This window comes from Streptomyces sp. NPDC055962 (genome assembly GCF_042270185.1).
Taxonomy (GTDB): Bacteria; Actinomycetota; Actinomycetes; order Streptomycetales; family Streptomycetaceae; genus Streptomyces.
This window is the reverse complement of the sequence record NZ_JBHJYN010000014.1, coordinates 60,613-82,994: the sequence shown is the minus strand read 5'-3', so window position 1 is coordinate 82,994 and position 22,382 is coordinate 60,613. Positions and strand designations below refer to the sequence as shown.

25 protein-coding genes and 1 pseudogene are annotated in these 22,382 nt (G+C 71.2%); 13 read left to right on the top strand and 13 right to left on the bottom strand.

Annotation, left to right across the window (positions count from 1 at the left end; genetic code table 11):
- The first annotated feature begins 224 nt into the window (after window positions 1-224).
- Entirely contained in the window at window positions 225-773 is a 549-nt protein-coding gene (locus tag ACFC51_RS30320) for a tellurite resistance TerB family protein (protein WP_376379858.1), read from the top strand.
- 127 nt (window positions 774-900) lie between these two features.
- Here the strand turns inward: ACFC51_RS30320 and ACFC51_RS30315 are convergent, their stop codons facing one another.
- Window positions 901-1,311, bottom strand: a complete 411-nt coding sequence (locus ACFC51_RS30315) for a thiol-disulfide oxidoreductase DCC family protein (protein ID WP_376379855.1) — start codon at window positions 1,309-1,311, stop codon at window positions 901-903.
- 288 nt (window positions 1,312-1,599) lie between these two features.
- The gene (locus ACFC51_RS30310; protein ID WP_376531869.1) at window positions 1,600-2,049 is read right to left on the bottom strand and encodes an HIT family protein; all 450 of its coding nucleotides are present in this window, start codon (window positions 2,047-2,049) and stop codon (window positions 1,600-1,602) included.
- A 167-nt stretch (window positions 2,050-2,216) separates the two neighbouring features.
- On the opposite strand from ACFC51_RS30310, the gene ACFC51_RS30305 reads away from it, so the two are divergent.
- The 3 genes from ACFC51_RS30305 (at window position 2,217) to bla (ending at window position 5,936) form a co-directional block, all read left to right on the top strand.
- Window positions 2,217-3,008, top strand: coding sequence for a class I SAM-dependent methyltransferase (locus ACFC51_RS30305; RefSeq protein WP_376531867.1), 792 nt, complete (start codon window positions 2,217-2,219; stop codon window positions 3,006-3,008).
- Window positions 3,009-3,521: 513 nt separating this feature from the next.
- Complete coding sequence (locus tag ACFC51_RS30300; RefSeq protein WP_376531865.1) at window positions 3,522-4,637, top strand: YncE family protein; 1,116 nt, start codon at window positions 3,522-3,524, stop codon at window positions 4,635-4,637.
- A gap of 360 nt (window positions 4,638-4,997) precedes the next feature.
- Complete coding sequence (gene bla / locus ACFC51_RS30295; RefSeq protein ID WP_376379864.1) at window positions 4,998-5,936, top strand: class A beta-lactamase; 939 nt, start codon at window positions 4,998-5,000, stop codon at window positions 5,934-5,936.
- On the opposite strand, the gene ACFC51_RS30290 is transcribed toward bla, so the two are convergent.
- The 3 genes from ACFC51_RS30290 to hemC form a co-directional block, all read right to left on the bottom strand.
- Window positions 5,893-6,279, bottom strand: coding sequence for a VOC family protein (locus tag ACFC51_RS30290; protein ID WP_376379843.1), 387 nt, complete (start codon window positions 6,277-6,279; stop codon window positions 5,893-5,895). The genes bla and ACFC51_RS30290 overlap by 44 nt on opposite strands.
- Before the next feature lie 66 nt (window positions 6,280-6,345).
- Window positions 6,346-6,789 carry an SRPBCC family protein gene (locus tag ACFC51_RS30285; RefSeq protein ID WP_376379840.1) on the bottom strand — a complete coding sequence of 148 codons (444 nt, stop codon included), beginning with the start codon at window positions 6,787-6,789 and terminating at the stop codon, window positions 6,346-6,348.
- A 479-nt stretch (window positions 6,790-7,268) separates the two neighbouring features.
- The gene (hemC, locus tag ACFC51_RS30280; RefSeq protein ID WP_376531863.1) at window positions 7,269-8,204 is read right to left on the bottom strand and encodes a hydroxymethylbilane synthase; all 936 of its coding nucleotides are present in this window, start codon (window positions 8,202-8,204) and stop codon (window positions 7,269-7,271) included.
- A gap of 399 nt (window positions 8,205-8,603) precedes the next feature.
- Between hemC and ACFC51_RS30275 the strand changes: the two genes are divergently transcribed.
- On the top strand, window positions 8,604-9,419 hold the full coding sequence (locus tag ACFC51_RS30275; RefSeq protein ID WP_376531861.1) for an SAM-dependent methyltransferase: 816 nt from the start codon (window positions 8,604-8,606) through the stop codon (window positions 9,417-9,419).
- A gap of 43 nt (window positions 9,420-9,462) precedes the next feature.
- Here the strand turns inward: ACFC51_RS30275 and ACFC51_RS30270 are convergent, their stop codons facing one another.
- Both ACFC51_RS30270 and ACFC51_RS30265 read right to left on the bottom strand, forming a co-directional pair.
- On the bottom strand, window positions 9,463-10,371 hold the full coding sequence (locus ACFC51_RS30270; protein WP_376531859.1) for a helix-turn-helix domain-containing protein: 909 nt from the start codon (window positions 10,369-10,371) through the stop codon (window positions 9,463-9,465).
- Window positions 10,372-10,479: 108 nt separating this feature from the next.
- Entirely contained in the window at window positions 10,480-10,716 is a 237-nt protein-coding gene (locus ACFC51_RS30265) for a DUF397 domain-containing protein (protein ID WP_376531857.1), read from the bottom strand.
- A 239-nt stretch (window positions 10,717-10,955) separates the two neighbouring features.
- Between ACFC51_RS30265 and ACFC51_RS30260 the strand changes: the two genes are divergently transcribed.
- Together ACFC51_RS30260 and ACFC51_RS30255 are read left to right on the top strand one after the other, a co-directional pair.
- A complete protein-coding gene (locus ACFC51_RS30260) occupies window positions 10,956-11,162 on the top strand; it encodes a hypothetical protein (RefSeq protein ID WP_376531855.1) in 207 nt (68 codons plus the stop codon).
- Window positions 11,162-11,329: pseudogene (locus ACFC51_RS30255) on the top strand (ATP-binding protein); the annotation flags it as partial. The gene ACFC51_RS30260 and the pseudogene ACFC51_RS30255, both read left to right, overlap by 1 nt.
- Before the next feature lie 98 nt (window positions 11,330-11,427).
- Here the strand turns inward: ACFC51_RS30255 and ACFC51_RS30250 are convergent.
- The 3 genes from ACFC51_RS30250 to ACFC51_RS30240 form a co-directional block, all read right to left on the bottom strand.
- Window positions 11,428-12,060 carry an SGNH/GDSL hydrolase family protein gene (locus ACFC51_RS30250; protein ID WP_376379828.1) on the bottom strand — a complete coding sequence of 211 codons (633 nt, stop codon included), beginning with the start codon at window positions 12,058-12,060 and terminating at the stop codon, window positions 11,428-11,430.
- A 104-nt stretch (window positions 12,061-12,164) separates the two neighbouring features.
- Window positions 12,165-12,326, bottom strand: coding sequence for a hypothetical protein (locus ACFC51_RS30245; protein ID WP_376379825.1), 162 nt, complete (start codon window positions 12,324-12,326; stop codon window positions 12,165-12,167).
- 186 nt (window positions 12,327-12,512) lie between these two features.
- Window positions 12,513-12,923, bottom strand: coding sequence for an organic hydroperoxide resistance protein (locus tag ACFC51_RS30240; protein WP_376531853.1), 411 nt, complete (start codon window positions 12,921-12,923; stop codon window positions 12,513-12,515).
- A gap of 109 nt (window positions 12,924-13,032) precedes the next feature.
- Between ACFC51_RS30240 and ACFC51_RS30235 the strand changes: the two genes are divergently transcribed.
- The 3 genes from ACFC51_RS30235 (at window position 13,033) to ACFC51_RS30225 (ending at window position 15,504) form a co-directional block, all read left to right on the top strand.
- Window positions 13,033-13,512 carry a MarR family winged helix-turn-helix transcriptional regulator gene (locus tag ACFC51_RS30235; protein WP_376379819.1) on the top strand — a complete coding sequence of 160 codons (480 nt, stop codon included), beginning with the start codon at window positions 13,033-13,035 and terminating at the stop codon, window positions 13,510-13,512.
- A gap of 104 nt (window positions 13,513-13,616) precedes the next feature.
- Window positions 13,617-14,450 carry a PP2C family protein-serine/threonine phosphatase gene (locus ACFC51_RS30230; RefSeq protein WP_376531851.1) on the top strand — a complete coding sequence of 278 codons (834 nt, stop codon included), beginning with the start codon at window positions 13,617-13,619 and terminating at the stop codon, window positions 14,448-14,450.
- A 64-nt stretch (window positions 14,451-14,514) separates the two neighbouring features.
- Window positions 14,515-15,504: an MASE1 domain-containing protein gene (locus ACFC51_RS30225; protein WP_376531849.1), complete on the top strand. Its 990-nt coding sequence runs from the start codon at window positions 14,515-14,517 to the stop codon at window positions 15,502-15,504.
- Window positions 15,505-15,543: 39 nt separating this feature from the next.
- On the opposite strand, the gene ACFC51_RS30220 is transcribed toward ACFC51_RS30225, so the two are convergent.
- Window positions 15,544-16,833: an FAD-binding protein gene (locus tag ACFC51_RS30220; RefSeq protein ID WP_376531847.1), complete on the bottom strand. Its 1,290-nt coding sequence runs from the start codon at window positions 16,831-16,833 to the stop codon at window positions 15,544-15,546.
- Window positions 16,834-16,866: 33 nt separating this feature from the next.
- Window positions 16,867-17,673: an SAM-dependent methyltransferase gene (locus ACFC51_RS30215; RefSeq protein ID WP_376379809.1), complete on the bottom strand. Its 807-nt coding sequence runs from the start codon at window positions 17,671-17,673 to the stop codon at window positions 16,867-16,869.
- A 304-nt stretch (window positions 17,674-17,977) separates the two neighbouring features.
- Here ACFC51_RS30215 and ACFC51_RS30210 point away from each other — a divergent pair, with 304 nt between their 5' ends.
- The 3 genes from ACFC51_RS30210 to ACFC51_RS30200 all read left to right on the top strand — a co-directional run bounded on the left by ACFC51_RS30210 (window position 17,978) and on the right by ACFC51_RS30200 (window position 21,946).
- Window positions 17,978-18,172 (top strand): antitoxin, encoded by a 195-nt coding sequence (locus ACFC51_RS30210; protein ID WP_376379806.1) that lies wholly within the window; start codon window positions 17,978-17,980, stop codon window positions 18,170-18,172.
- Between the two features lie 208 nt (window positions 18,173-18,380).
- On the top strand, window positions 18,381-19,973 hold the full coding sequence (locus ACFC51_RS30205) for a sigma-70 family RNA polymerase sigma factor (RefSeq protein WP_376531845.1): 1,593 nt from the start codon (window positions 18,381-18,383) through the stop codon (window positions 19,971-19,973).
- Window positions 19,974-20,110: 137 nt separating this feature from the next.
- Window positions 20,111-21,946: an FUSC family protein gene (locus ACFC51_RS30200; protein ID WP_376531843.1), complete on the top strand. Its 1,836-nt coding sequence runs from the start codon at window positions 20,111-20,113 to the stop codon at window positions 21,944-21,946.
- A gap of 77 nt (window positions 21,947-22,023) precedes the next feature.
- On the opposite strand, the gene ACFC51_RS30195 is transcribed toward ACFC51_RS30200, so the two are convergent.
- Entirely contained in the window at window positions 22,024-22,365 is a 342-nt protein-coding gene (locus tag ACFC51_RS30195; RefSeq protein WP_376374577.1) for a hypothetical protein, read from the bottom strand.
- Between the last annotated feature and the right edge of the window lie 17 nt (window positions 22,366-22,382).

The window sequence follows — 22,382 nt, the reverse complement described above, 5'->3', positions numbered from 1 at the left end:
ACAGACGCGTCGGGCCTGACGGCACGGCCGGACGAGCGGTCCGTCGATCGGCGACAAACACAGCCCGGCCACCACGCGCTCGACGCGCCCGTCGGGGTCGGGCCGGCCGAGACGTCGCCGCACCGTCGGGCCACTTTGCGGAACCTTTACCCGCATCGGCCCGTTGACCGGATGAGCGCACGGGCTCGTGAACGACAACTCAGACGAAGACCGAGGTGACCTCGATGGCAGTGTGGGACCGGCTCAAGGATCAGGCCAGGACTCTCCAGCAGTCCCAGGGCGCGCGCGGGTCGGCCGCCGGCAGAAGCGGCGGGCAGGGGGCCGGGGGTGGTTCGCGCGCCCAGTTGGTCAGCACGCTGAAGTCACAGCTCGCCTCTCTCAAGACGGAGCTGAAGAGCGGGGCCTACCGGGACGCGAGCATGGCGATGTGCGCGCTGGTCGCGGCTGCGGACGGGCGGGTGGACCCTGCCGAGCGTCAGCACGTGGAGTCGATGATCCTCGGCAACGACGTACTGCAGAACTTCCCGGCCGAGCAGTTGCGTCAGCGCTTCAACAAGCACGTGGACCAGCTGAGCCTCAACTTCCAACAGGGCAAGGCGGAGGCACTGCAGGAGATCGTCAAGACGGCCAAGAAGCCGACCGAGGCGAGGGCCGTGCTCCAGACCGGCATCGTCGTCGCCGGCGCCGACGGCACCTTCTCCCAGGCAGAGCACATGATTCTCCGGGAGGCCTGCACCGCGCTGGGGCTGTCCCCTGCGGAGTTCCAGCTCTGATCCCGGGGAAGGTCCGGTCGTGCCCTTCCCCGGCTGCACCGCCGTCCCCTGTTCGGACGCGCGCGTCCGCCGGATCACATTCGGAGCAGCTCGCAGCAGCCGGCGCGCGGCCCCGGACGGCTGCGGGTCACGCCTGCGACGACGGTGGCCCGGACGCGGGCCTGCGCTCCGCGGGGAGGGCGCAGGCCGGTGTTCCGCCCGGCATCCGCTGCCGGTTGTTCGCGATCAGCCGGTACACGCCGTGGGCGATCCATCGGAGGGGTGGCAGGGTGAGCAGGACCCCGGGGACGGCCCAGCCCTTCCCCGCGCTAAGCAGCAGCTTGGCGACGGCCTGCGCACCTCCGTGGACCGCTCCGGTGGGCGTGATCCACAGCAGTTCGTACTCCGCCCGCTCGCGGGCGGTGCCGAGGGAGCCGAGATCGGCGAACTGCCAGGGCGTGATGTCGCAGCGTGGGCGGACATGGCGCTCGGCGAACAGGACGGAAGAGGTGCAGAAGGCGCAGTCTCCGTCGTAGATGAGTACAGGTCGCGTCTGCATGCCCTCATCATGCAGCAGGGGCGCATCGGACGATCGCCCCCTCGGGTGAGCACACGCGTCGCGGTGCCGCCCCGGCCATCCGCAACCTGGCTCGGGCGGCCGGGGTGGCCGGCCCTTGCTGACCCACCGGCAGCTCGTGGGGGTGCGGACGGGGGTGGCGTCGATGTACGGGGCGGGCGCACCGACGGCTGTGATCTTGTCCGGCGGGAGGTGCGTGGGACGCCACCCTCACGGCGACGTGACAGTGGCCGGCGCCTGCGCAGTCGGACCGGGAAAGCCCAGGCGCTGTCACGAATCGCGTTCTGGCTCGACTTCACGGTGAGCCTTGCGGTCGCGGTCGAGTGCGTCGGCAAGCCGGGTGCCGGGGTCACCGGTGAGATGGTGACGAGACCGCCCGGTCGGCCACGTGGAGATTCCGTCGTCCGCCCACCGGGGAACGACGTGGAAGTGCAGGTGGGGCACCGACTGTTCCGATCCGGGTCCGCTGGCGCTCAGAATGTTGACGCCTGAGGCGTCCAATTCGGTCCTCATGGCTGCCGCCACGCGCTGGACCAGCGACATCAACTCGTTCAGCACGTCGGACGGGACGTCGAAAACATCCGCGTAATGACGGGTGGGAACCACGAGGGTGTGCCCCGGCCCGAGCGGGTTCAGCGGAGTGAAAGCGCAGACCTCGGCCTCGCGGGCCGTCCAGCGTGCGGTGCCTTCATGGATGAGTTGGCAGAAGACGCAGTCCATGCACCCGACCCTGTCAGAGCACTGCGCGGTCGCAGCAGGGTGCGACAGGTCCCGCACGAGATGCGGCCCACAAAAGTCGTTGAGCCCGCACCCTGCAGTCGTGTTGTCTGGCGGCACAAGGGATTCAGTGCCGTAGGGGCCCGCTCGGCTCCAGCAGGGAGTGAGACGTGCAGGACGTCGCCGGCGACCCGGCTGCCCACAATCGGGCAGCCTGGGACAGGTATGTCCAGGAGGGCAACGAGTGGTCGAGGCCGGTGAGCGCCGAGGAGGTCGCGCGCGCCCGGAGCGGCGACTGGTCGGTCGTCCTCATCGGCCATGAGCCGGTGGACCGCTCCTGGCTTCCGGCGGACCTGGCCGGTAAGGACGTGTTGTGCCTGGCCTCCGGCGGTGGCCAGCAGGGCCCGATCCTCGCCGCCGCAGGGGCGCGGGTCACCGTGTTCGACAACTCACCGCGCCAGCTCGGCCAGGACCGGATGGTCGCGGCGCGCGACGGCCTCGACCTGCGCACCGTCCTCGGCGACATGCGCGATCTCAGCACCTTCGGCGACGCCACGTTCGACGTCGTGTTCCATCCGGTCTCCAACCTGTTCGTCCCTGACGTGGCGACGGTGTGGCGAGAGTGCTTCCGCACCCTGCGGCCAGGCGGCACTCTGCTTGCGGGCTTCCTCAACCCTGACGCGTACCTGTTCGACCACGAGGCGCTCGACGAGCGCGGCGAGCTGGTCGTCGTCCACACGCTGCCCTACAGCGATGTCACGCACTACTCCGCCGAGGAACGTGCCACAAAGTTCGGCGCGGACGCCGCGCTTGAATACAGCCACACCCTCACCGACCAGATCGGCGGGCAGCTTGCCGCGGGGTTCGTCCTGACCCGCTTCGCGGAGGCTCCGCACCAATCCAACGCATCCGCTCCCTACCTGTCGAACTACTTTGCGACCCAGGCGGTCAAGCCGGGCTGACCTCCACAGCCCACTCACCCGGCTACGGGTCTCGCACCCCTGCTCGATCGGGCACACGGTATGGGCTCCGCGTTCGACTCGCCGCACCACTGCGCCCGGCCCTCCGACCTCGACCTGACGGCCCTGCTCGCCGGCCTGGAGACGCGCGCACACCAGGCGGGCCGGGGCGAGTCGCCGCGCACCGCCACCAGAACGTCATACGTATCTGCGAGGAAGAAGCCGTCCCGTCCCGGCACACCGCCCTGGCCGGGAGGGGAGCACACAACGTCCAGGCTCCTGCAACTCCACGCTTGCCCCTTGGTCAAACATTAGCTTAGGCTTACCTAACTTTTACCGAGGGCGTGAGTCGCCGACGGTCTGCGCGCTGAAAGTACGTCACCGCGCGTGCCCGGCCGCCGGTTGCGAGCGCTTCGGGAAGCTGACCGACAGCGGACGGAAGGGCGCGGTCATCCGACCCGCGCCCCATACCTCGTGGGCCTCCCCGGAGGCACACGTCCAGGGAGAACAGCACACATGGCCCTGCTCAACCGCCGTGTCCCCCGCACAGCCGCGATCGCCGTGGCGCTCACCTCCGGTTGCGCACTCGCACTGACCGGGACCGGGACCGCCACAGCCGGCAGCGGCGATGTCACCGGTACCCGGGACGGTTCACACGTCACGTCGCTGCCGCTCGCGAAGGGGCTCTACCAGTCCGCGTACTCCGAGCGCAACGACGTACTCTGGGCCACCGCCTCCGTGGGACAGCCGCCTGCCCCCGTCACGGGATCGCAGTTGCTGCGCATCGATCCCGAGACCCTGGAGGTGGAAGCTTCCTACACGCCTCCCGCGAACGGCACGGTCGAAGCCGTCTACGGCATCGACGTGGACGACGAGCACAACACCGTCTGGGTGACCAACACCCGGGACAACTCGGTCGCCGTCTACAGCCAGAGGACCGGACGGCACATCGTCACCCTGCCCGACGTGAACCACTCACGCGAAGTCGTGGTGGACGAGAAGCGCGACGTCGTGTGGGCCAGCTCTTTCAGTGACGGCGCCCTCGTGGCCTTCGACAGCCGTACGTTCGAGGAGATCAGGCGCGTCACCGTCCAGGGGAGCGGGCCGACGGGGCTGACGGTGGACGAACGGACCGGGACGGTCTACGCCGCCGACCACACCCACAGCCGGATCATCGAAGTCGCTCCTGGTTCCCGCACGCCTCGCCTCATCCCCACGGGCGGCGGACCGCTCTCGATCGCGCTCTCCGCCGACGGGCGCAGCGCCTACACCGCCGACCAGACTTCGGGAACCTTGTCGGTCGTCGATCTGCGGAAAGGCACCGTAGCCCGGTCCGTGGAGACGGGCGGAGGTGCGAAGTCGGTCGCCGTCGAACCGTGCTCGGGCCGGGTACTCGTCGTCAACCGGCTGGCCGGAAGCCTGTCGGTGGTCGATCCCCGCGCCGGGAGGGTCGTGGAGACCGTCGCCACCCGGGCTCTGCCCAACCACGTCAAGGCAACCGGGGACGGCACCGCCTTCGTCGTCGACAAGTCCGGCTCGGGTCCCGCGGGAGAGGACGGACTCACGCGGATACGGATCAGCCCTGAGACCCCCCTCCGCCACGGCCCCACCGGCCTGCGTCCCGGATGCTGACCTGACCGGTGCCCCGGCCGGTGCGGCGGACGGGGCCGAAGGCTGACGGCTGACCGCACACCGGCGGCGGGCGGCGGGCTGCGGGCGGCCGACCCTGCTCCCCCGACTCCTCCACCTCCTGCACCGGACGCCCGCGGCGACACAGCGGCACAGCAACACGGCGACACGGCCCGGAACAGCGCAGGTCGAGGGCAGTCCCCGCCCTACCCTGGACAGGTCAGGTCGCCGACAGCCGGGTGCGCACCGACCGCCCTCGCAGTCCTGGGCGATCAGCGGACGGCTGTGCGGCAGGTACCTTCGGACCCAGGAAGTCTCCGCCCCGTGCCCACACCCCTCCCCCGCCGCGCGGCGTTCTCCGCGCTGGCCGGTCTCGCAGCCCTTCCGCTCACCGGGTGCGGCACGGCCGCACCGGCCGCCGCGCCCCCGGCCCCCTCCGGGGCAGCGTCCTCCCGGCCCCAGGGAACACCGCCGGGTACCCGACGCGCCTTCGCCGATCTGGAACAGACGTTCGACGCCCGACTGGGTGTGTATGCAGTGGACACCGGAAGCGGCGGGTTCGTCGCCCACCGCGCCGATGAACGCTTCGCCTACGCTTCGACCTGCAAGGCACTGCTGGCCGGCGCCCATCTGGACAGATACACGCTCAGGCAGCTCGGACGGCGCGTCCGGTACGGCACCGGTGACCTCGTCCCCAATTCCCCCGTCACCGAACAGCACGTGGACGACGGCCTCACACTGCGCGACCTGTGCGACGCCGCCATCCGGTACAGCGACAACACCGCGGCCAATCTGCTCTTCCGCGACCTCGGTGGCCCCCGGGGCCTGCAGGACGCGCTCGCCGCCCTCGGCGACCGCACCACGCAGTGCGACCGGTACGAGACGGAGCTCAGCGAAGCGGCGCCCGGCGACCCTCGCGACACCAGCACGCCTCGCGCCCTGGCTGCCGATCTGCGTGCCTACGCGCTCGGCGACGTCCTCGGCCGGGAGAAGCGGGCCGTGTTGACCGACTGGCTCGACCGGAACACCACCGGTGACGCCCTCATCCGCGCGGGCACCCCGGCCGGTTGGACGGTGGGCGACAAGACCGGCCTCGGTGGCTACGGCACCCGTAACGACATCGCCGTCGTCAGGCCGCCGACTTCCGCGCCGATCGTCATCGCCGTGCTGACCCGCCGCGACACCCAGGAGGCGGAACCGCAGGACGCCCTCGTCGCGCAAGCAGCCCGTCTCACCTTCGCCGCCCTCACCGAGAAGGTCAGGGACGGTAGCGCAGCGGATGGTCCGCGGGCACCTCGGTGAGGACGATGCGGTGTCCGTCAGGGTCGGCGATCCACATCTCGATCAGCCCCCACGGCTCCTGGAGGGGCGGGCGCAGGACACGCGCCCCTCGCCCCGCAATCTCTTCGTGCGCGGCCGCGCAGTCGTCGACCTGCATCCAGAGCTGAACCGTCTCGGTCGGCGGGAGATCCGAGCGCCCCGAGACCTCGAGGAAGCCCCCTCCGAGGAAGTACACCGTCCCCCGTTCGGGTCCCGTGCCGAACTCCCGGTAGATCGGCAGTCCGAGCGTCCGTCCGTAGAAGTCCCGCGAGACCTCCGGGTCGCCGGGCCTCAGCAATACCCTGCTGCTCAGTACATGCACCATGGTCCGACCCTACGCGGACCGCCACGGCGGAACGAGATCCCTCGCGCCCGTCCGGCCCCCTGCGACTCAGGACGCCTCCACCGCGGCCTTGATCCGCCGGCCGAAGTCCGGGGCGTCCTTCCGGGCGGCGGCGACGGCGAGCCCGACGAGGAGCTTGCCCACACCGTGGCCCTCCAGGTCGTTGAAGATGCGTACGCGCGTTCGACCGTCCGCCAGGGGCTCGATGTCGTAGCCACCCTCCCGCGCCGTGACGAGGTTGGTGGACAACTCGTTCCAGCGGATGCGCGTCGGGGCCACCAGTTCGCTGATCCGGAATTCGCGCCGGGTCTTCATGCCGGCGTCCTTCACCGTGCTGCGGAACACGGTGCCCACCTCGGTCGGGCCGGGCGGAGTCCTGACGATGTCCTGGACACGCGGGCTGAACTTCCGGTCGTTCTCACCGTCCGCCAGGAAGGCGAACACCTCTGCAGCAGGGCGATCGATGTCGACCGTCGCCTCGAACCGGCCCATGGGGGTCTCCTCTCCTACGACGGGCGTGGCCCGCGGCGCGGCACGCCCTTGGTGACACTGCCTCTCAGCATCCGTGTTCCGCAGCCGGTCGGCAGCCGGACGGGCGCATCGGGGAGGCAATCGGGTGCCTGCGCCCGCCCGGCGAAGCGACATCCCCGCCCTCCGCCTCGCGAGTCCCTGCCCGCGCACCACGTGTGCAGCCGGACGGCGGGGGCCGGGTGACGGCGCCCTTCTGCTCGCCTCCTCGGCCCACCGGGGCCCGCACGGTTCCGGGCCGTGCGGGCCCCGGAGTCATGGAAGCCCAAGTCGCCTACTGGACATCCGAGTTCATGGGGCAGTGATGCTCATGCTCAGCCGCAGGTAGGACACGACCGGCCGACACCGCGGACACCTGAGCACGAGGTCCGGCGGAGTCGTGCGCCGCCGGACCACTCGTCCGTCACCTCCGGGCGCGCAGATGTGCTCCCGACACCCCGGGTTCAGTGCGCGATGGAGTCGATCAGCTCACGGGCACCCTGACGCAGCAGGGTGACGGCCACGGACGTTCCGAGCGTGGCAGGGTCGAGCGGACCGGCCCACTCGTGGGCGTTGAGTACGGTCTTGCCGTCAGGGGTGAACACACAGGCGCGCAGGGAGAGGTCACCGTTGCGGTGGGCCGTCGCATAACCGGCGATCGGAGAGTTGCAGTGCCCCTGGAGGACGTGGAGGAACATGCGCTCGGCCGTGGTCTCCCGGTATGTCCCCGGGTGGTTGAGCACGCTCACGGCGTCGATCGTCGCGGTGTCCTCCTCGCGGCATTGCAGGGCCAGGACGCCCGCACCGATCGGCGGGCAGATCGTCTCGGGGCCGAGCACCTCGCTGATCACATCGGGCCGGCCGATGCGGTGGAGGCCGGCGACGGCCAGGAGGAGCGCGTCCGCCTCCCCCTCGGCAAGCTTCGCGAGACGCCGGTTGGCGTTCCCGCGGAACGGTACGCAGTTCAGGTGGGGGTGTGAGGAGGCAAGTTGAGCGACCCTGCGCACGGACGAGGTGCCGACGCGGGTTCCGTCGGGCAGCTCGTCGAGCGTGAGCCCGCCCGGATGGACCAAGGCGTCGCGGATGTCGTCGCGCTCGAGGAACGCGGCGAACGTCGTGCCTGCGGGCAGCGGCCGGTCGGCGGGGATGTCCTTGACGCAGTGGACGGCCAGGTCCGCCTCCCCGGCGAGCAGGGCGGCGTCCACCTCCTTGGTGAAGGCCCCCTTGCCCTCGACCTGGGAGAGGTCTCCCATCCACTTGTCGCCCGTCGTCCGGACGGGAACGACCTCGGTGACGGTGGCGGGGTGGTGGGCCGCCAACTCGGCGCTGACACGCGCGACTTGGGCGAGGGCCATGGGTGAGTCGCGCGAGACGATACGGATCAGCTCAGGGGCGGACATGGCACCCACGATAGACGCCCCGCCCGAGCGGCGGACGTCCGACGCGGTTCGACCGCACACTTCCTCGGCGCAGCGACTCGGGGCCACGAGGACAGCCACCGTCGAAATCCAGCCGCGTTGAATTCCTCCGCGCAGGTCATTGGACGGATGTCACACCGCCCCTCCGAGGCGGACGACATTCACCCTTCCAGCAGGCCGAGTTGACGTACAGCCATCCGGATTCCGGCATGTCGGCCCGCACAGGCGCGTACCGACCCGTCCCACCCCCACCACTCCGTGGCCAGATCGAGCCCCCACGGTCCCGACTCACTCCCCCGAGGACTGTCAGCCCTCCGGTGAGATCCATAGCATGAGCCTTCAGGACGATTGATTTCACTCTCTCCGAACCGCGAGGGCTGGATGAGCAACGGGGACACCTCCATTCCGAAGAACATCGACGTGAACGTGCCGAGCGTCGCGCGGATGTACGACTACTACCTGGGCGGCAAGGACAACTACCCCGCTGACCGGGTCGCGTGCGAGCAGCTCCTGGAGGTCGTGCCGAGCACCAAGGTCCTGGCGGTCAACAACAGGCGATTCCTCCGGCGCGTCGTCCACCACCTGGCGTCCGAGTACGGGATCCGCCAGTTCATCGACCACGGATCAGGCTTGCCGACCCAGGACAACGTCCACCAGGTCGCACAGTCGGTGGATCCCGGCGCCAGGGTCGTCTACATAGACAACGACCCCATCGTCCTGGCACACGGCAAGGCCATACTCGAGGAGAACGACAGGACCGCCGTGATCCAGGCGGACATGCGGGACACCGCCGGGATCCTCGGTCATCCGGAGACGACGCGGCTCATCGACTTCGACGAGCCGGTTGCCGCCCTGTTCGTGTCGGTGCTGCACTGCATCCCCGACGAGGACGATCCCGCGGGCCTGGTGCGCCGGGTCGCGGAGCGCCTGGCACCGGGCAGCTTCCTGGTGGTGTGCCAGCTGGTGAGCGAGGACGCGGCCACCCGCGACTTCGTCACCGGCTTCATGGCCAAGAGCACCGGGAACCAGTGGGGACGGGTACGTCGCGAGGAGGACGTGCACGGCTTCCTCGAGGGCCTCGACGTGTTGGAGCCCGGCCTGGTGGAGGTCTCGACCTGGCGGCCCGACTCGGATCTGGCACCGAAGCAGGCCACGCGGGAGTGGATCGAATACGGCGGTGTCGGCCGCAAGTGGTGACGGGGCGCCGTACCGCGGGACGTACGGCGAGGGGGGCGGGGGCTCAGCGGTACCGCTCGAGCGCCTCGCCCAGCATGCCCCGGCTCTCCGCCGGACTCGGCGACTGGGCACTGAGCGAGTCCAGGATCCAGCGGTACTCGTCCGTACTCTCCTGCTTGTTCACGGACGTGGCGTTGGTCAGGTGCTCGATGTACGCGACATCCGGAAGCCCTTCCATGGCGAACCGCAGGTACGTGATGGCGTTGCCCGGCGACGTGTGGGCGGTCACCTCGAAAGGGGCCACCTGAACGATCACATGGGGCAGCTCCGTCATGTCGAGGAGGTGGGCGAGCTGCTCCGCCATCACCCGGGCGCCGCCGGTCGGACGCATCAGAACCGCCTCGTCCAGCAGCACCCAGAGCTTGGGTGCGTCAGGGCGCTTCAGCAACTCCTGCCGTCTGAGGCGGAGTTCGACGCGGCGCCGGGTGATCTCCTCCGACTCGAGGGAATGTCCGGAACGCACCACCGCATGGGCGTAGTCGGCCGTCTGCAGAAGGCCGGGGACGTAGTGCCCCTCGTAGGTACGGATGGAGGCCGCGGCCTCCTCCAGCCCGACCAGGGGCTCGAACCAGTCCGGAAGGACATCGGCGTAGTTGCGCCACCAGCCGCGCCGCCCGGCCCTGCGTACGAGTTCGATGAACTCGGCCGTCCTGGCGGCGTCGGTCACCCCGTAGAGGGCGAGCAGATCGGAGGCGTCGCGCTCCTTGCACGGAGAGTGCCCGGTCTCCATCCGGCTGATCTTGGCCGTCGAGCACCGGATGCGGTCCGCGGCGACGTCCGGAGTGATGCCTGCTTCCCCTCGCATGCGCCGAAGTTGTGCCCCCAGGACCAGGCGCAGCGCCGTGGGACTCGCCCCTGCGGCCGGGGCGAGCGTCGGCTTCCCTGGATACTGAAGCGGTTCGATGCCAGGCATGCGGACTCCTGAGGACGGGCGTCGTGACGCCAGTGTGCCATCAGGAGCCCCATGAGGACCCGGCATATGCGGGAGTGCCGTGCCTTTTCGGCCCGCTCCGCCGTGAGTTCAGCCGGCCATGGTGTCGAAATCGCCGTCCCTGACACCCGCGAGGAACGCGCATACTTCGTCCCCGGTGTAGACGAGGGCGGGCCCTTCGGGGTGCCTGGAGTTGCGTACGGCCACATCTCCGCCGGGGAGCAGGGCCATCTCCACACAGTTTCCGCTGGGGTTGCTGTGATGGCTCTTCTTCCACACCACGCCCGTAAGGGAGTCGGCCGGTACACCGTTGTCGAACTGCTGCATGCGTTCTGTTCCTTGTCGTCGCGCTGATACATCCTGGTGCGCCACCAGGGCCCGCACCGGGTGAACAGGTGTCTCCTGCCCACACCGTCGGGTGCAATTCCGGATGCAATTGCAGCCGGTGGTCGGACGGCGGTGATACTAGTGGCCCCCGGGGTCGACGGCACCACCGACCGGCCTTCAGCAAAGGGTGACCAGGACTCGTGCCCGCGCAGAGACCGCCACCTCACGAAGTGGCAGTCATGCTTCCCGAACCGGCGGGAACAGGTGCGGATCCGCACAAGGAGCCGGCACGCGACCTCGGCATCGGGACCCCGGGATTCGCCACGCGCGAGGTGGACACGGATCCCGAGAGCCTCAGGCAGGCAAGGGCGTTCGTGCGTGAGGCGCTCGACCCGTGGGGCTGCGATCCTGCGCGGACGATGTCGTTCTGGTGGCGGATGAACTGATGAGCAACGCGGTCTGCCATGGACTGCGGGACGACGGGCGGTGCACGGCGCACCTCGGCCTGGCGCGGCAGGACGGCACGCTGGTGTGCGCGGTGAACGACCCCAGCCCCGACGTCCCCGTGCTGCGCCGGCCCGACGGGTCCCTCGAGCGGGGCCGCGGTCTGCGCATCATCGACGCACTGAGCAGCTCCTGGGGCTGGTCCCGGCCCACGGGCAGAGGCAAGACCGCCTGGCCCAGGATTCCCGTCCGGCGGCCCTCCGCGTGCTACAGCCCGGCCAGCGCGGTCCACGCCTCGGCCAGGACCGCATGCCCGAGGGGTGTGGGGTGGACGCCGTCACCCGCGATGTACTCGGCGCCGCCGGCGGCGCGCGCCGCCTGGTTCAGCAGGCCGTCCGCCGCCAGCAACGCGGCGCCGAACTCCTCGGACAGCCGCCGGACTGCGTGAATTCTGGGGTCGAGGTCCTCGCGCCAGGCCCACTGCTCGGCCCGCACCGGTACGAGGAAGGGCTCGATGAGGATCAGCTGGGCGTCCAGCTCGTCCCGCACCTGGGTGAGGATGGCGCGGTAGTCCTCTTCGTACGCACGTGCCGTGGTGACGGCCCCGGAGTCGTAGCGGCGCCAGGTGTCGTTCACGCCGATCAGGATCGAGACCACATCGGGCGCAAGATCCAAGGCGTCCTCACGCCAGCGGGCCCGCAGGTCCGAGACGCGGTCTCCAGCGATCCCCCGGTTGAAGAAGGTGATGCCGCTGTCCTGCCGCGCGGACCTGACGCGGTCGGCCGCCAGCCGGGCGTACCCGTTGCCCATGGGGCTGTCCGGTTCCACCAGCCGGCCCACATCGGTGATGCTGTCGCCCTGGAACAGGACGGTTGCCGAGGGGTTCAGGCTGATGGTCACGCGGTGCTCCGTACGGTGAGGATCCAATGGGACGCCGGGGATGATCCTGCCCACACAGACGCAGGGCATGATCCCTGCCGGGCCCGCGTCCCTTCCGGCCCTGTCTAACGGGCGGCGGCCGGGGCGTGGACCGCGCTGAAGTCCATCACGCTCTCCACCTCCAGCAGGGTCGCCTCCGCCACCCGCCGCACCTCGGCCGGAACGTCGCCCTGCTCCTCCACCAGACCGGCGTAGATCGGCGCGTCGGATGCCTCTGCGAAACTCACGTGAACTGCCTAACGATCGGTTATGCCCGCCAATCAGCGGAAACGGGAGCCGAGTGTACGCGGTCCCCTCCGGCCGCCTGGGAGCGGACCCGCAGAACCGTCCGTGGGCGCCGGAGGGCCGGCCGCCTGCCCCGCCCCCCGGCGTGATCGGTTTCCCACCCGCAGCCGGGCGGGGAACCCGGTCCGTTACTCGATGACGAGCTCGACGTCGATGTTGCCGCGCGTGGCCTTGGAGTAGGGGCAGTAGGCGTGCGTGGCCTCGACCAGACGCCGGCCCGTCTCCCCCTCGAGCTCCTCGGGAAGCTCGACGCGCATGACGACCGCGAGGCCGAAGCCGGTGTCGTCCTTGCCGATCGACACCTCGGCCGTCACGGAGACGTCCTTGGTGTCGACCTTCATCTCGCGTGCGACCGCACCCATGGCACTGGCGAAGCACGCGGCGTAACCGGCGGCGAAGAGCTGTTCCGGGTTGGTGCCCTCCCCGTTGCCCCCGAGAGCCGGCGGCATCGCGAGCGCGAGGTCGATCTGTCCGTCCGAGCTCACGGCCCGGCCTTCACGGCCGTTCGCGGTGGCGGCAGCGGTGTAGAGCGCGTCCATGGGTGACCTTCTCTCGTCGTCGGTGACCGCGGACCGGCCACACCCAAGATGGTTGCACACAAGTGAATTGCACACAACTTAATGATGGGCGGCACGCTACTCTGGACCCATGACGTCTCCAACCACCCCGGCCCCCGACCTCGCCGGCCTGCCGGACGCCGAGCTCCTCAAGCTGGACCACCAGGTCTGCTTCTCGCTGCAGGCGGCGTCCCGGGCGTTCGGCGGTGTCTACCGTGAAGCGCTGCGGGACCTCGGCCTCACCTACCCCCAGTACCTGGCGATGATGGTCCTGTGGGAGCACGGCCCGCTGCCCGTCAAGACCATCGGCGAGCGACTGCACCTGGACTCCGGGACTCTGTCCCCGCTGCTCAAGCGGCTGGAGTCGGCCGGACTCGTCAGGCGCGAGCGCAGCGTGGAGGACGAGCGGTCGGTCACCGTCCACCTCACCGACAGCGGGACCGCGCTGCGTGAGCGCGCCCTGCCCGTCCCCCGCTCGATCCTTCGGGCTACGGGCATGTCGGTCCAGGAGGTGCTCGCTCTGCAGGAGACCCTGGGGCGGCTCACCTCGTCGCTCGGGCGCGCCGGCTGACCCACCTCGCCCGCAGGGCGGCAGCCGCGTCCGGACGGTTGCGCACTCGCCGCAGCCCGGACGCCGAAATATGATGCAGGAACTATCGCAACGCGGAGCGGCCCATGAACCGGCGTCGAACTCCCCGGTCCGCGAGCGCCGAGGACCTGCTCAGCACCTTGCAGCACCTGACTGCCCGAGCCCGGCAGGAGGTGGAACTGCATCAGGCTCGCGTGGAGCTGGCCCAGGCCCTGCAGCGCAACATGCTCCCGGCGGCCCTGCCCGCCTTCCCGGGCCTGCAGACCGCCGCCCGCTACGCTCCCGCCCGCGACGGGCTGGACATCGGCGGCGACTGGTACGACGGCTTCATGCTCCCGGACGGATCACTGGGCCTGGCCATCGGCGACGTCCAGGGGCACGACGTGGAGGCCGCCGCCTTCATGGGCCAGATCCGGATCGCCATGCGCGCGATCGCCAGCTCGGCCACCGATCCCGGTGAGGTGATGGGCCGCACGAACGACCTGATCCTGTCGATGGACTCCGCCCTCTTCGCCACGTGTTCCTTCCTCCGGCTGGATCCGCTCACCCGGGAACTGCGGAGCGCCCGCGCGGGTCATGTCGCCTCCGTGTGGGCGACCACCGACGGACGCTCGGGCATCACAGCCGACGCCGGGGGTCTCCCGCTGGGCATCGAGCTTCGTCAGCACTACCCCGTCACCCACCGGGATCTGGACGTCGACGGCGCGTTCGTCCTGCTCACCGACGGAGTCATCGAAGGGCCGTCGCTCTCGATCGACGACGGACTGGACCGGATAAGGCGCCTGGTGAGCGCCCACGCCGGCGCCGACGCCGAGGAGCTCGCGGACCGGGTACTCCGTGCCGCGGTCTTCACCGGGCACGAGGACGATGCGGCCGTGCTCGTCCTGCGCCACGACGGCACCCCCTCCGGACCCGGGTGAGCACGGACCCCGGCACGCGTGTCACCCAGGGCGGGGCCACCGTGGGCGGTGTCTTATGAGACGCGTGATCCGCAGCGAGAAGACCAGACGCCGAACCGTGATCGTTCTGCAGATGCTGGGCATCGCCGCCGCCTACTACGTGTCGGGGCAGATCGGTCTCCGCAGGCAGGTCGAGGTGGAGGGGGCGATCGTCACCCCGCTCTGGCCGCCGTCCGGGATCGCCCTGGCATCGCTGTTCTACCTGGGTGCCCGCGTCTGGCCCGGCATCGCACTCGGCTCCCTGTGCACCGTCATCTCGATGAGCGACGGCTTCTCCTTCTGGGGCCTCGCTGTCGCGACGGGCAGTGCCGTGGCGCCGCTCGGCTCCTATCTGGCCCTGAGGGCGGTGGGATTCCGCATCGAACTGGACCGGCTCCGGGACGGGGTCGCCCTGGTGTTCCTGGGGGCCCTGGCCGGCATGGTCATCAGCGCCACCACGGGTGCGGGCGTCCAGTTCCTGAGCGGGGCGCTTCCCGCCGGGGACTTCTGGCAGGTGTGGTCCGCCTGGTGGGCGGGCGACGCGATGGGCGTGCTGGTGGTCACCCCGCTCCTGTTCGTGCTGCGGAGGGCGCGCCTGCCGCGGCTGGACGACCGGTGGGCGGAGGCTGGGGGACTCGCGGTCGTCACCGTGGTGGCGGCGATCGTGGCGACCAGAAGTCCGCTGTCCATGATCTATCTCGTCTTCCCGGTCCTGATCTGGGCGGCACTCCGCTTCCAGCTGGCCGGCAGCGCTCCGTGCGCTCTCTTCATGTCCGTCATGGCGATCATCGCGGGCACCGACGGGGTGGGCCCGTTCGACGGGCATTCGGTGCTCGAGGTGACGGTCAACCTGTGCATCCTCAACGGGTGCGTGGCGCTGACCGCGCTGCTGCTCGCCGCGATCGTGACCGAGCACAACAACATCCGCCACGAGACGGAGGTGGCCTGCGAGGAGCTGGCCGCCCTGGTGGAGGAGCTCGCCCCGCGGCCGTCGGCGGGGGGCTCCTCCGACGGGCCACCGGGCGCGCAGGACTGAATCCGTCCGTCCGGACCGGACCCGCCGGGCGGTTCGTCCTCAGTCCGTACGGGGGAAGTGCCGCTCCAGGAAGTCGTTCCGGAAGGTGCCGGCCGGGTCGAGACGGGCCGTCAGCCGCTCGAAGTCGGCGTAGTGGCCGTACAGCTCACGCAGGGTGTCCGGCGGTGTGGTGAAGACCTTGCCCCAGTGCGGCCTGGCTCCGAACGGGGCGAGAGCCTCCTCGATCGCTCCGAGCACGGGCGTGACGGCTGCGGTGTCGGGCACCCAGGTGAAGTGGAACGCCACCGAATCCCTGCCCTGGGCCGGGCTGAGCCACAGGTCGTCACCGGCCACGGTGCGGATCTCCCCGATCTGGAGCAGGGGCGAGATCTGCTGCCGGATCCGGTCGAGTGCCTGGTAGGCGGCGACGGCGTCGTGCCGGGAGACGAAGTACTCCGACTGCAGTTCCTCCCCGTTGCTCGGGGTGAATTCCAGGCGGAAGTGGGGCAGCCTGGCGTGCCAGGGGCCCGGGAGGCCCTGCTGCCGGGTGCAGTGTTCGGCCGCCACACCGGGGACCGGGTGCCTCGGTCCCTCCGCGAGCGTCGCCCCGTGCCACCGGTGCGGGGCCGTGCCGGGGCCGTCGGCCCCGACACGCCGCTTGAGCCACGCCTGGTCGATGGGGCCGCCGTGCCAGCCGGTGAAGAGACTCACGCTGTAGGCCTCGGACATGATCTCGTCGAACCGGTCGAGCAGCGGCTCCTGCGGGAGCCCCTCGTACACCCACTGCTGGATCTCGAACGCAGGCACGAGATCCAGGGTCAGCCGGGTGACCACTCCCAGCGCGCCCAGGGAGACCACCGCACCGTCGAAGTCGGCGTCGCCCCGCTCCAGCCGCGCGAGTCCGCCGTCCGCGGTGACGAACTCAAGCGCCCTGACGGCACCGGCGAGGGAGCGGTTTCCCACGCCGGATCCGTGCGTGCCGGTGGCGCAGGCACCCGCGACGGAGATGTGCGGGAGCGAGCCCAGGTTGTGCAGTGCGAACCCGCTGCGGTGCAGCGTGCCGGTCAGCTCGCCGAAGCGGAGCCCGGCGCTCACCGTCGCCGTCCCGGCTTCCCGGTCGATCTCGACGGAGCGGGGCAGCCCGGCGACGGATATGAGGGCGCCACGGGTGTCGGCGACGGTGTTGAAGGAGTGGCCGGTACCCAGTGCTCTCACGGCCGTGCTCGCGGCCACGACGTCCTGGAGCTCGGCGACCGAGGAAGGGGTGTGGAGCTGCTTCGCGCCGAAGGTGATGTTGCCCGCCCAGTTCGTCAGGCGTGCGGACGGGGCGGGCGCGGAATGGTCGATCATGCTCCGGAGCTTACGCTCCGGCCGCCCGCGGGATCAGGGCTTGCGTCCCACTCCGCTCATGGCGGGGCCGGGCGGTCCTTCCCGCCCGCTCCCGCCGGGTTCGGGACGCCAGTCCGACGTCATGACGACGCCGGGCTCGACCAGCTCGAGTCCGTCGAAGAACGCGGCGACCCGGGCCGGGCCACGCAGGTGGTACGCGCTCGGGGCGTGGGCGTTGTACGCCTCGATCGCGCGGTTCATCGTGTCGCTGGTGTCCGTGCCGTCGGCGAGGGCGAGGTGGCTTCCGGAGGGGAGCGCCGCCATCAGCCGGCCGGCCAGGGCCCACGGATCCTCCTCGTCGGACAGCTGTCCCATGATTCCCAGGAGCATCAGACCGACGGGCCGCCGGAGATCCAGGGTCCGGGCGGCCTCCTCGATGATGCGGCCGGTGTCGCGTACATCCGCGTCGACGTACGCGCACGCACCCTCCGGGGTGCTGCTCAGGAGGGCGCGGGCGTGCGTCAGTACGAGTGGGTCGTTGTCGACGTAGACGACCCGGGATTCCGGGGCCAGCCGCTGCGCGACCTCGTGGGTGTTGTCGGCCGTGGGCAGTCCGGTACCGATGTCGAGGAACTGTGTGATCCCCGCCTCGCCGGTCAGGAAGCCTACGGCGCGGGCGAGGAAGGCTCTCTGGTCACGCGCGACATCCGCGATGTCCGGGAAGGCATGGATGATCGTCTCGCCGGCCTCGGCGTCGGCGGGGTAGTTGTCCTTGCCTCCGAGCAGGTAGTTCCAGACCCGGGCGGAGTGCGGCACGTCCGTCCGCAGCCGGTCGGCGGCGGGCTGTCGGTGATCGCTCATGTCGGAAGCCTCACCCCTCGTACGGGCGGAGCCGTGCGTGCGCGGGGGTCAGTACGGCAGAGGACGCCCGGAGGGCGTTCGCAGGTCCAGCGGGGGCGGCCCCGCGGGGGGCTGCGGACGGCGGACGATCTGGATGCGGCCCACGGCCACCACCTCCTCCTGGTAACCCGGTATCTGCCCATCCAGGCGCCCTTCACACGTGCGAGGGCCGACCGGACCGCCCGGACCCGCCCGCGGATGCGGACCCGGCGATGTGCGGTGACCCTGGACGGGTGGGGGAAGCCGAGGGCGAGGAGGATCAGCCATGTCCGCGATGGACAAGATCAAGAAGATGCTGAAGGGCCACGAGGACCAGGCCGGGAAGGGCGTCGACAAGGCCGGCGACATGGTCGACGACCGGACGCAGGGCAAGTACGCCAAGCATGTCGACACCGGTCAGGACAAGCTCAAGCAGCAGCTCGGCTCGGACCGGGACACGGACGACCCGCCCCGTCGCTGATCATCGGACGGGCCGGCTCCTCCGGTCCCGCGCGCCCCCGGACCCGGCGGCGGACCACGTCCGCCGCCGGGTCCGGCATGTCCGACTGCGGTCCGTATCCGGGAGCGGATATCGAGCACACGGCCGGATTCCTGTTATCGTCCCCGCCGCACAGCGTCTCCCGAGTGTGGGAAGTGACGGAACAGGATCCCGGAAGAGTGAGCACAGCATGGGCGAGGCACGCGAGACGGCGTTGATCAAGGCGGCGCAGAAGGGCGACACCGAGGCGCAGGACCGGCTCGTCGCGTCGTACCTGCCGCTGGTCTACAACATCGTCGGCCGTGCGCTGAACGGCCATGCCGATGTCGACGACGTGGTCCAGGACAGCGTGCTGCGCATGCTCCGCGGCCTGCCCTCGCTGCGGACGCCCAAGAGCTTCAGGTCATGGTTCGTGGCCATCACCATGAACGAGATACGCGGACACTGGCGCGAGCGCAGGACCGGGGAGATGTCCGCGGACCGTATGGAGGACGCGTACGACGTGGTCGACCCCGCCGCCGACTTCGTCGAGCTGACGATCGTACGGCTGGGCCTGACGGGCCAGCGCCGGGAGGCCGCCGAGGCCACCCGGTGGCTGGACGACGAGGACCGCGAGCTGGTGTCGCTGTGGTGGCTGGAGACGGCGGGCGAGCTGTCCCGCGCCGAGGTCGCGAGCGCCCTGGACCTGTCACCCCAGCACACCGCGGTACGCGTCCAGCGGATGAAGGAGCGGCTGGAGGCGGCGCGGGTGGTGGTGCGCGCCCTGGCGGCGGACCCGCGCTGCGTCCTGCTGGAGGACCTGACCGCCCGGTGGGACGGTGTGCCGTCCGCGCTGTGGCGCAAGCGGCTGGTACGCCACGCGCGAGAGTGCACGGTGTGCGCGGGGCACCGCTCCGGCCTGGTGCCCGCGGAGGGGCTGCTGGTGGGGCTGGCCCTCGTGCCGGTGGCGGCGGCCGCGGCCGGACCCACGGCGGACATCCTGCCGACGGCGTTGCTGCCCGCCGCCCACGGCTCCGCGTCCGGTGCGGGACGCGCCGCGCGACGCCGTGAAGGGGCGCGGCGCCGACGCCGCACCACGGTCGTCGCCGGGCTCGCGGCGGTCGCGGTGCTGGGCGGCGGCGGAGCCGTCGTGCACCTGTACACGGACGACGCGGGCGAGGATCCCGCGACCGCCGTCGAGCCTCTCACCGGGCCGTCGGCCCCTGTGAGCAGATCGTCCTCCCCGTCGGCGTCGCCCTCCTCCGCCTCCCCGTCGGCGTCGTCCGCCTCACCGACACCCTCCGCGAGCGCCTCCCCGTCCGCCTCCAGGAGCCGCAGCGCCTCCCCCGGGCCCAAGCCCACGCGGAAGTCGCATGGACCGTCCTCCGCACCGGCCGCCGCGCCCGAGCCCTCGTCGCCCCCGACAGCGGCCGAAGAGGTCATCGCGCTGGTCAACGCCGAGCGGTCCGAGGAGGGGTGCGGCCCGGTCAGGGCCAACAGCCTGCTGGCGACGGCCGCGTCACGGCACTCCGCCGACATGGCGGCGCGGGACTACTTCTCCCACACCTCCCCCGACGGCACGGATCCCGGCGCACGCATCACCGCCGTCGGGTACAGGTGGAGCACGTACGGCGAGAACATAGCGAAGGGCCAGCAGACCGCCGCGGCGGTGATGGACTCCTGGATGAACAGCCCCGGCCACCGGGCGAACATCCTCAACTGCGCCTTCAAGGAGATCGGGGTGGGCAAGGAGGACTCGTCCGGCGGACCTGTCTGGACGCAGAACTTCGCCGCGGCGCTCTGACACCCGCGGTCCGGATCACCGTCATACGGCGGAAACGATCAGGTAGCACTCCCTCCATGCAAGGGATCTAGGCTGGGTCCGAGCCCAGGCCGAAGGCGTCCGCCGGCGACACGACGTCTTCTCCCGCGGACAGGAGCATGGTGACCACACCTACTCGTCCCACCGATCGGCTTCCCCCGTGGCTCGCGCATGTGCTGCGGGCCCAGCGCGGTCCCGTCCCGTGGAACGCCGTCCTGCGCGGGGCGCTGGCGGCCGCGCCGCTGCTCGTGACCGTGCTCTCCGAGCGGCCGACCGCGGGTGTCCCCGCAGCACTCGGCGCCATGCTGGCCGGCATCAACGACCGGCCCGGCAGCCGCCGCGCCTCGGTGGCGAGGCTGGGACTTCCCGCCCTGGCGGGGGCGGCGGGTCTGCTGCTGGGCACGATGATCGCAACCGCCGTGGGCGGGGGCCGGTCCCTGCTCGTCCTGCCGGCCGTGTTCGGAGCACTGGGTCTGCTGGCCGGTGCGCTCAGCTCCACGGGGCCCGTCGCGTCCGCGTGCGGCACCCAGGTGATGGTCGCGGTGGTGATCGGGGCCGGCATGCCCTTGCCCGAGCCAGGCCCGCTGCGTGCGCTGTTGTTCCTGGCCGGCGCGGGATGGCTCCTCCTGCTGCGACTGCTCCTTCCCTCTCCGGGTGGCCGCGGCACCGGGCCGTACCGGCTCGACGGGGAGAGGGAAGCCGTCGCCGCCGTCTACGAGGCCGTGGCCCGGCTCCTGGAGGCCACCGGGGGCCCCGGTGCGCGCGCCGGGCGCGCGGCGCTGAGTGCCGCGCTCGACCAGGCACAGGACGCGCTGGCCGGACCACGGCTGCGCCGTTACGCGAGCTCCGCTGCCGAGCGGCGGCTCCACGCCCGGTACGCGGCGGCGTACCCGCTCGCCGAGGCCGCCACCGCGCTGGCCTGGGCCGGGGTGCCCCTGCCCGCCAGGGTCGTGGAGGGCCCTCGGGTGCTGGCGGCCGCCGTGCGGACCGGCGGACCCTGCGGACCGCTGCCGGCCCCGGCCCGCGCGGAGGCCGGATCGAGGGCGCTGGACGACGCGCTGCTGCGGGCAGCGACCGCGTTCGACCGCCCCGCGGGCGCACAGCCCGGCAGGCGCGGGATCCGCTCGTACGCCGCCGTGCTCGGCCGGGCCCGGAGTGCCGCGGGGCGTGAGTACGGTCTCCGGGTCGGCTTGTGCTGTGCGACGAGCACGGTGGTGGCGCAGTGGCTTCACCACGCACACTGGTACTGGCTGCCCGCCACCACGGTCTTCCTCGTCAAGCCCGATCTCGGGCCGCTGGCCTCACGGGTGGTGTGCCGGGCGGTGGGGACCGTCGTGGGCGCGGCCTTCTTCGGCCTCCTGGCCCTGCTGGTCTCCGGACCGTATCCGCTGGTCGTGGCGGTGGCGTGCTGCGGTGCCCTCCTCCCGGTCGCCACCCGGCACTTCGCGGTGCAGACCGCGGTGGTCACCGTGCTCGTCCTGTCCCTGGTCCTGCTGGGCGGTGAACCTCCCGCCTCCTGGAGCCGGGTGGTGGAGTCCCTCCTCGCCTGCGCGACGGTGCTGCTCGTGGGACACCTCCCCTTGCCGGGCCGGCGCGGCCACACCGTGCGGGCCGCTCTCGACACGGCGGTGGGAGCCGCACACCGGTATCTGGGACACATGCTCGACGCGCCGGAGGACCACACCGGGCGGGGGGCGCTGCGTCGTGACGCCTACCGGTCACTGGCTGCCGCCCGTACGGCGATCGACCTGTCCTCGGCCGAACTCCCCGCGGTGGCCCGGCACTCCGCCGGGTCGGAACGTGTCGCGGGCGCGCTGGAGCGGCTGATCGACACCACGACGGCATGCGCGGTGCAGTTGCACCGTCCCACCGCCGGACTGCCCCGCTCGCACGCCGATGTGCTGGCCGCTCATCTCTCCGAGCTGGACCGCGCGTGGGCGGCCCCGTCGCGGTGAGCCGTCGCGTCCGCGCCCTTCAGGGGATGGACGCGCCCCGGGTGCCCGGACTCCGGTCCGGCCACCCGGGGCGGTGGTCAGCGGCTGATCAGGGACACGGCGGCGCAGGCTCCGGCCACCGTACCGACGGTCAGCACGGACGCGGCGACGCAGCGGGCCCTCAGCCGGTCGTAGCGTGCGGTGTACTCGCCCCGCAGCTCCACGGCCCGGCCCGCGATCCGGGTGAGCGTCTCCCGGCAGATCTCCACCCTGTCCGCGACATAGACGCGCTCGACGTCGTCCCGCTGGGCTGTGGTGAGCCAGGGCAGGGCGTCGGTGAAGCGGCGGGCCTGTCGGCGGGCCTGCTCGACCTCGGCGTTCCAGAGCAGGTAGCCCTCGACCTGGGCCACGCCCCGGGTGCTCTCCTTGTCCGGCTTCACACGGTCCTCCTCTCCTC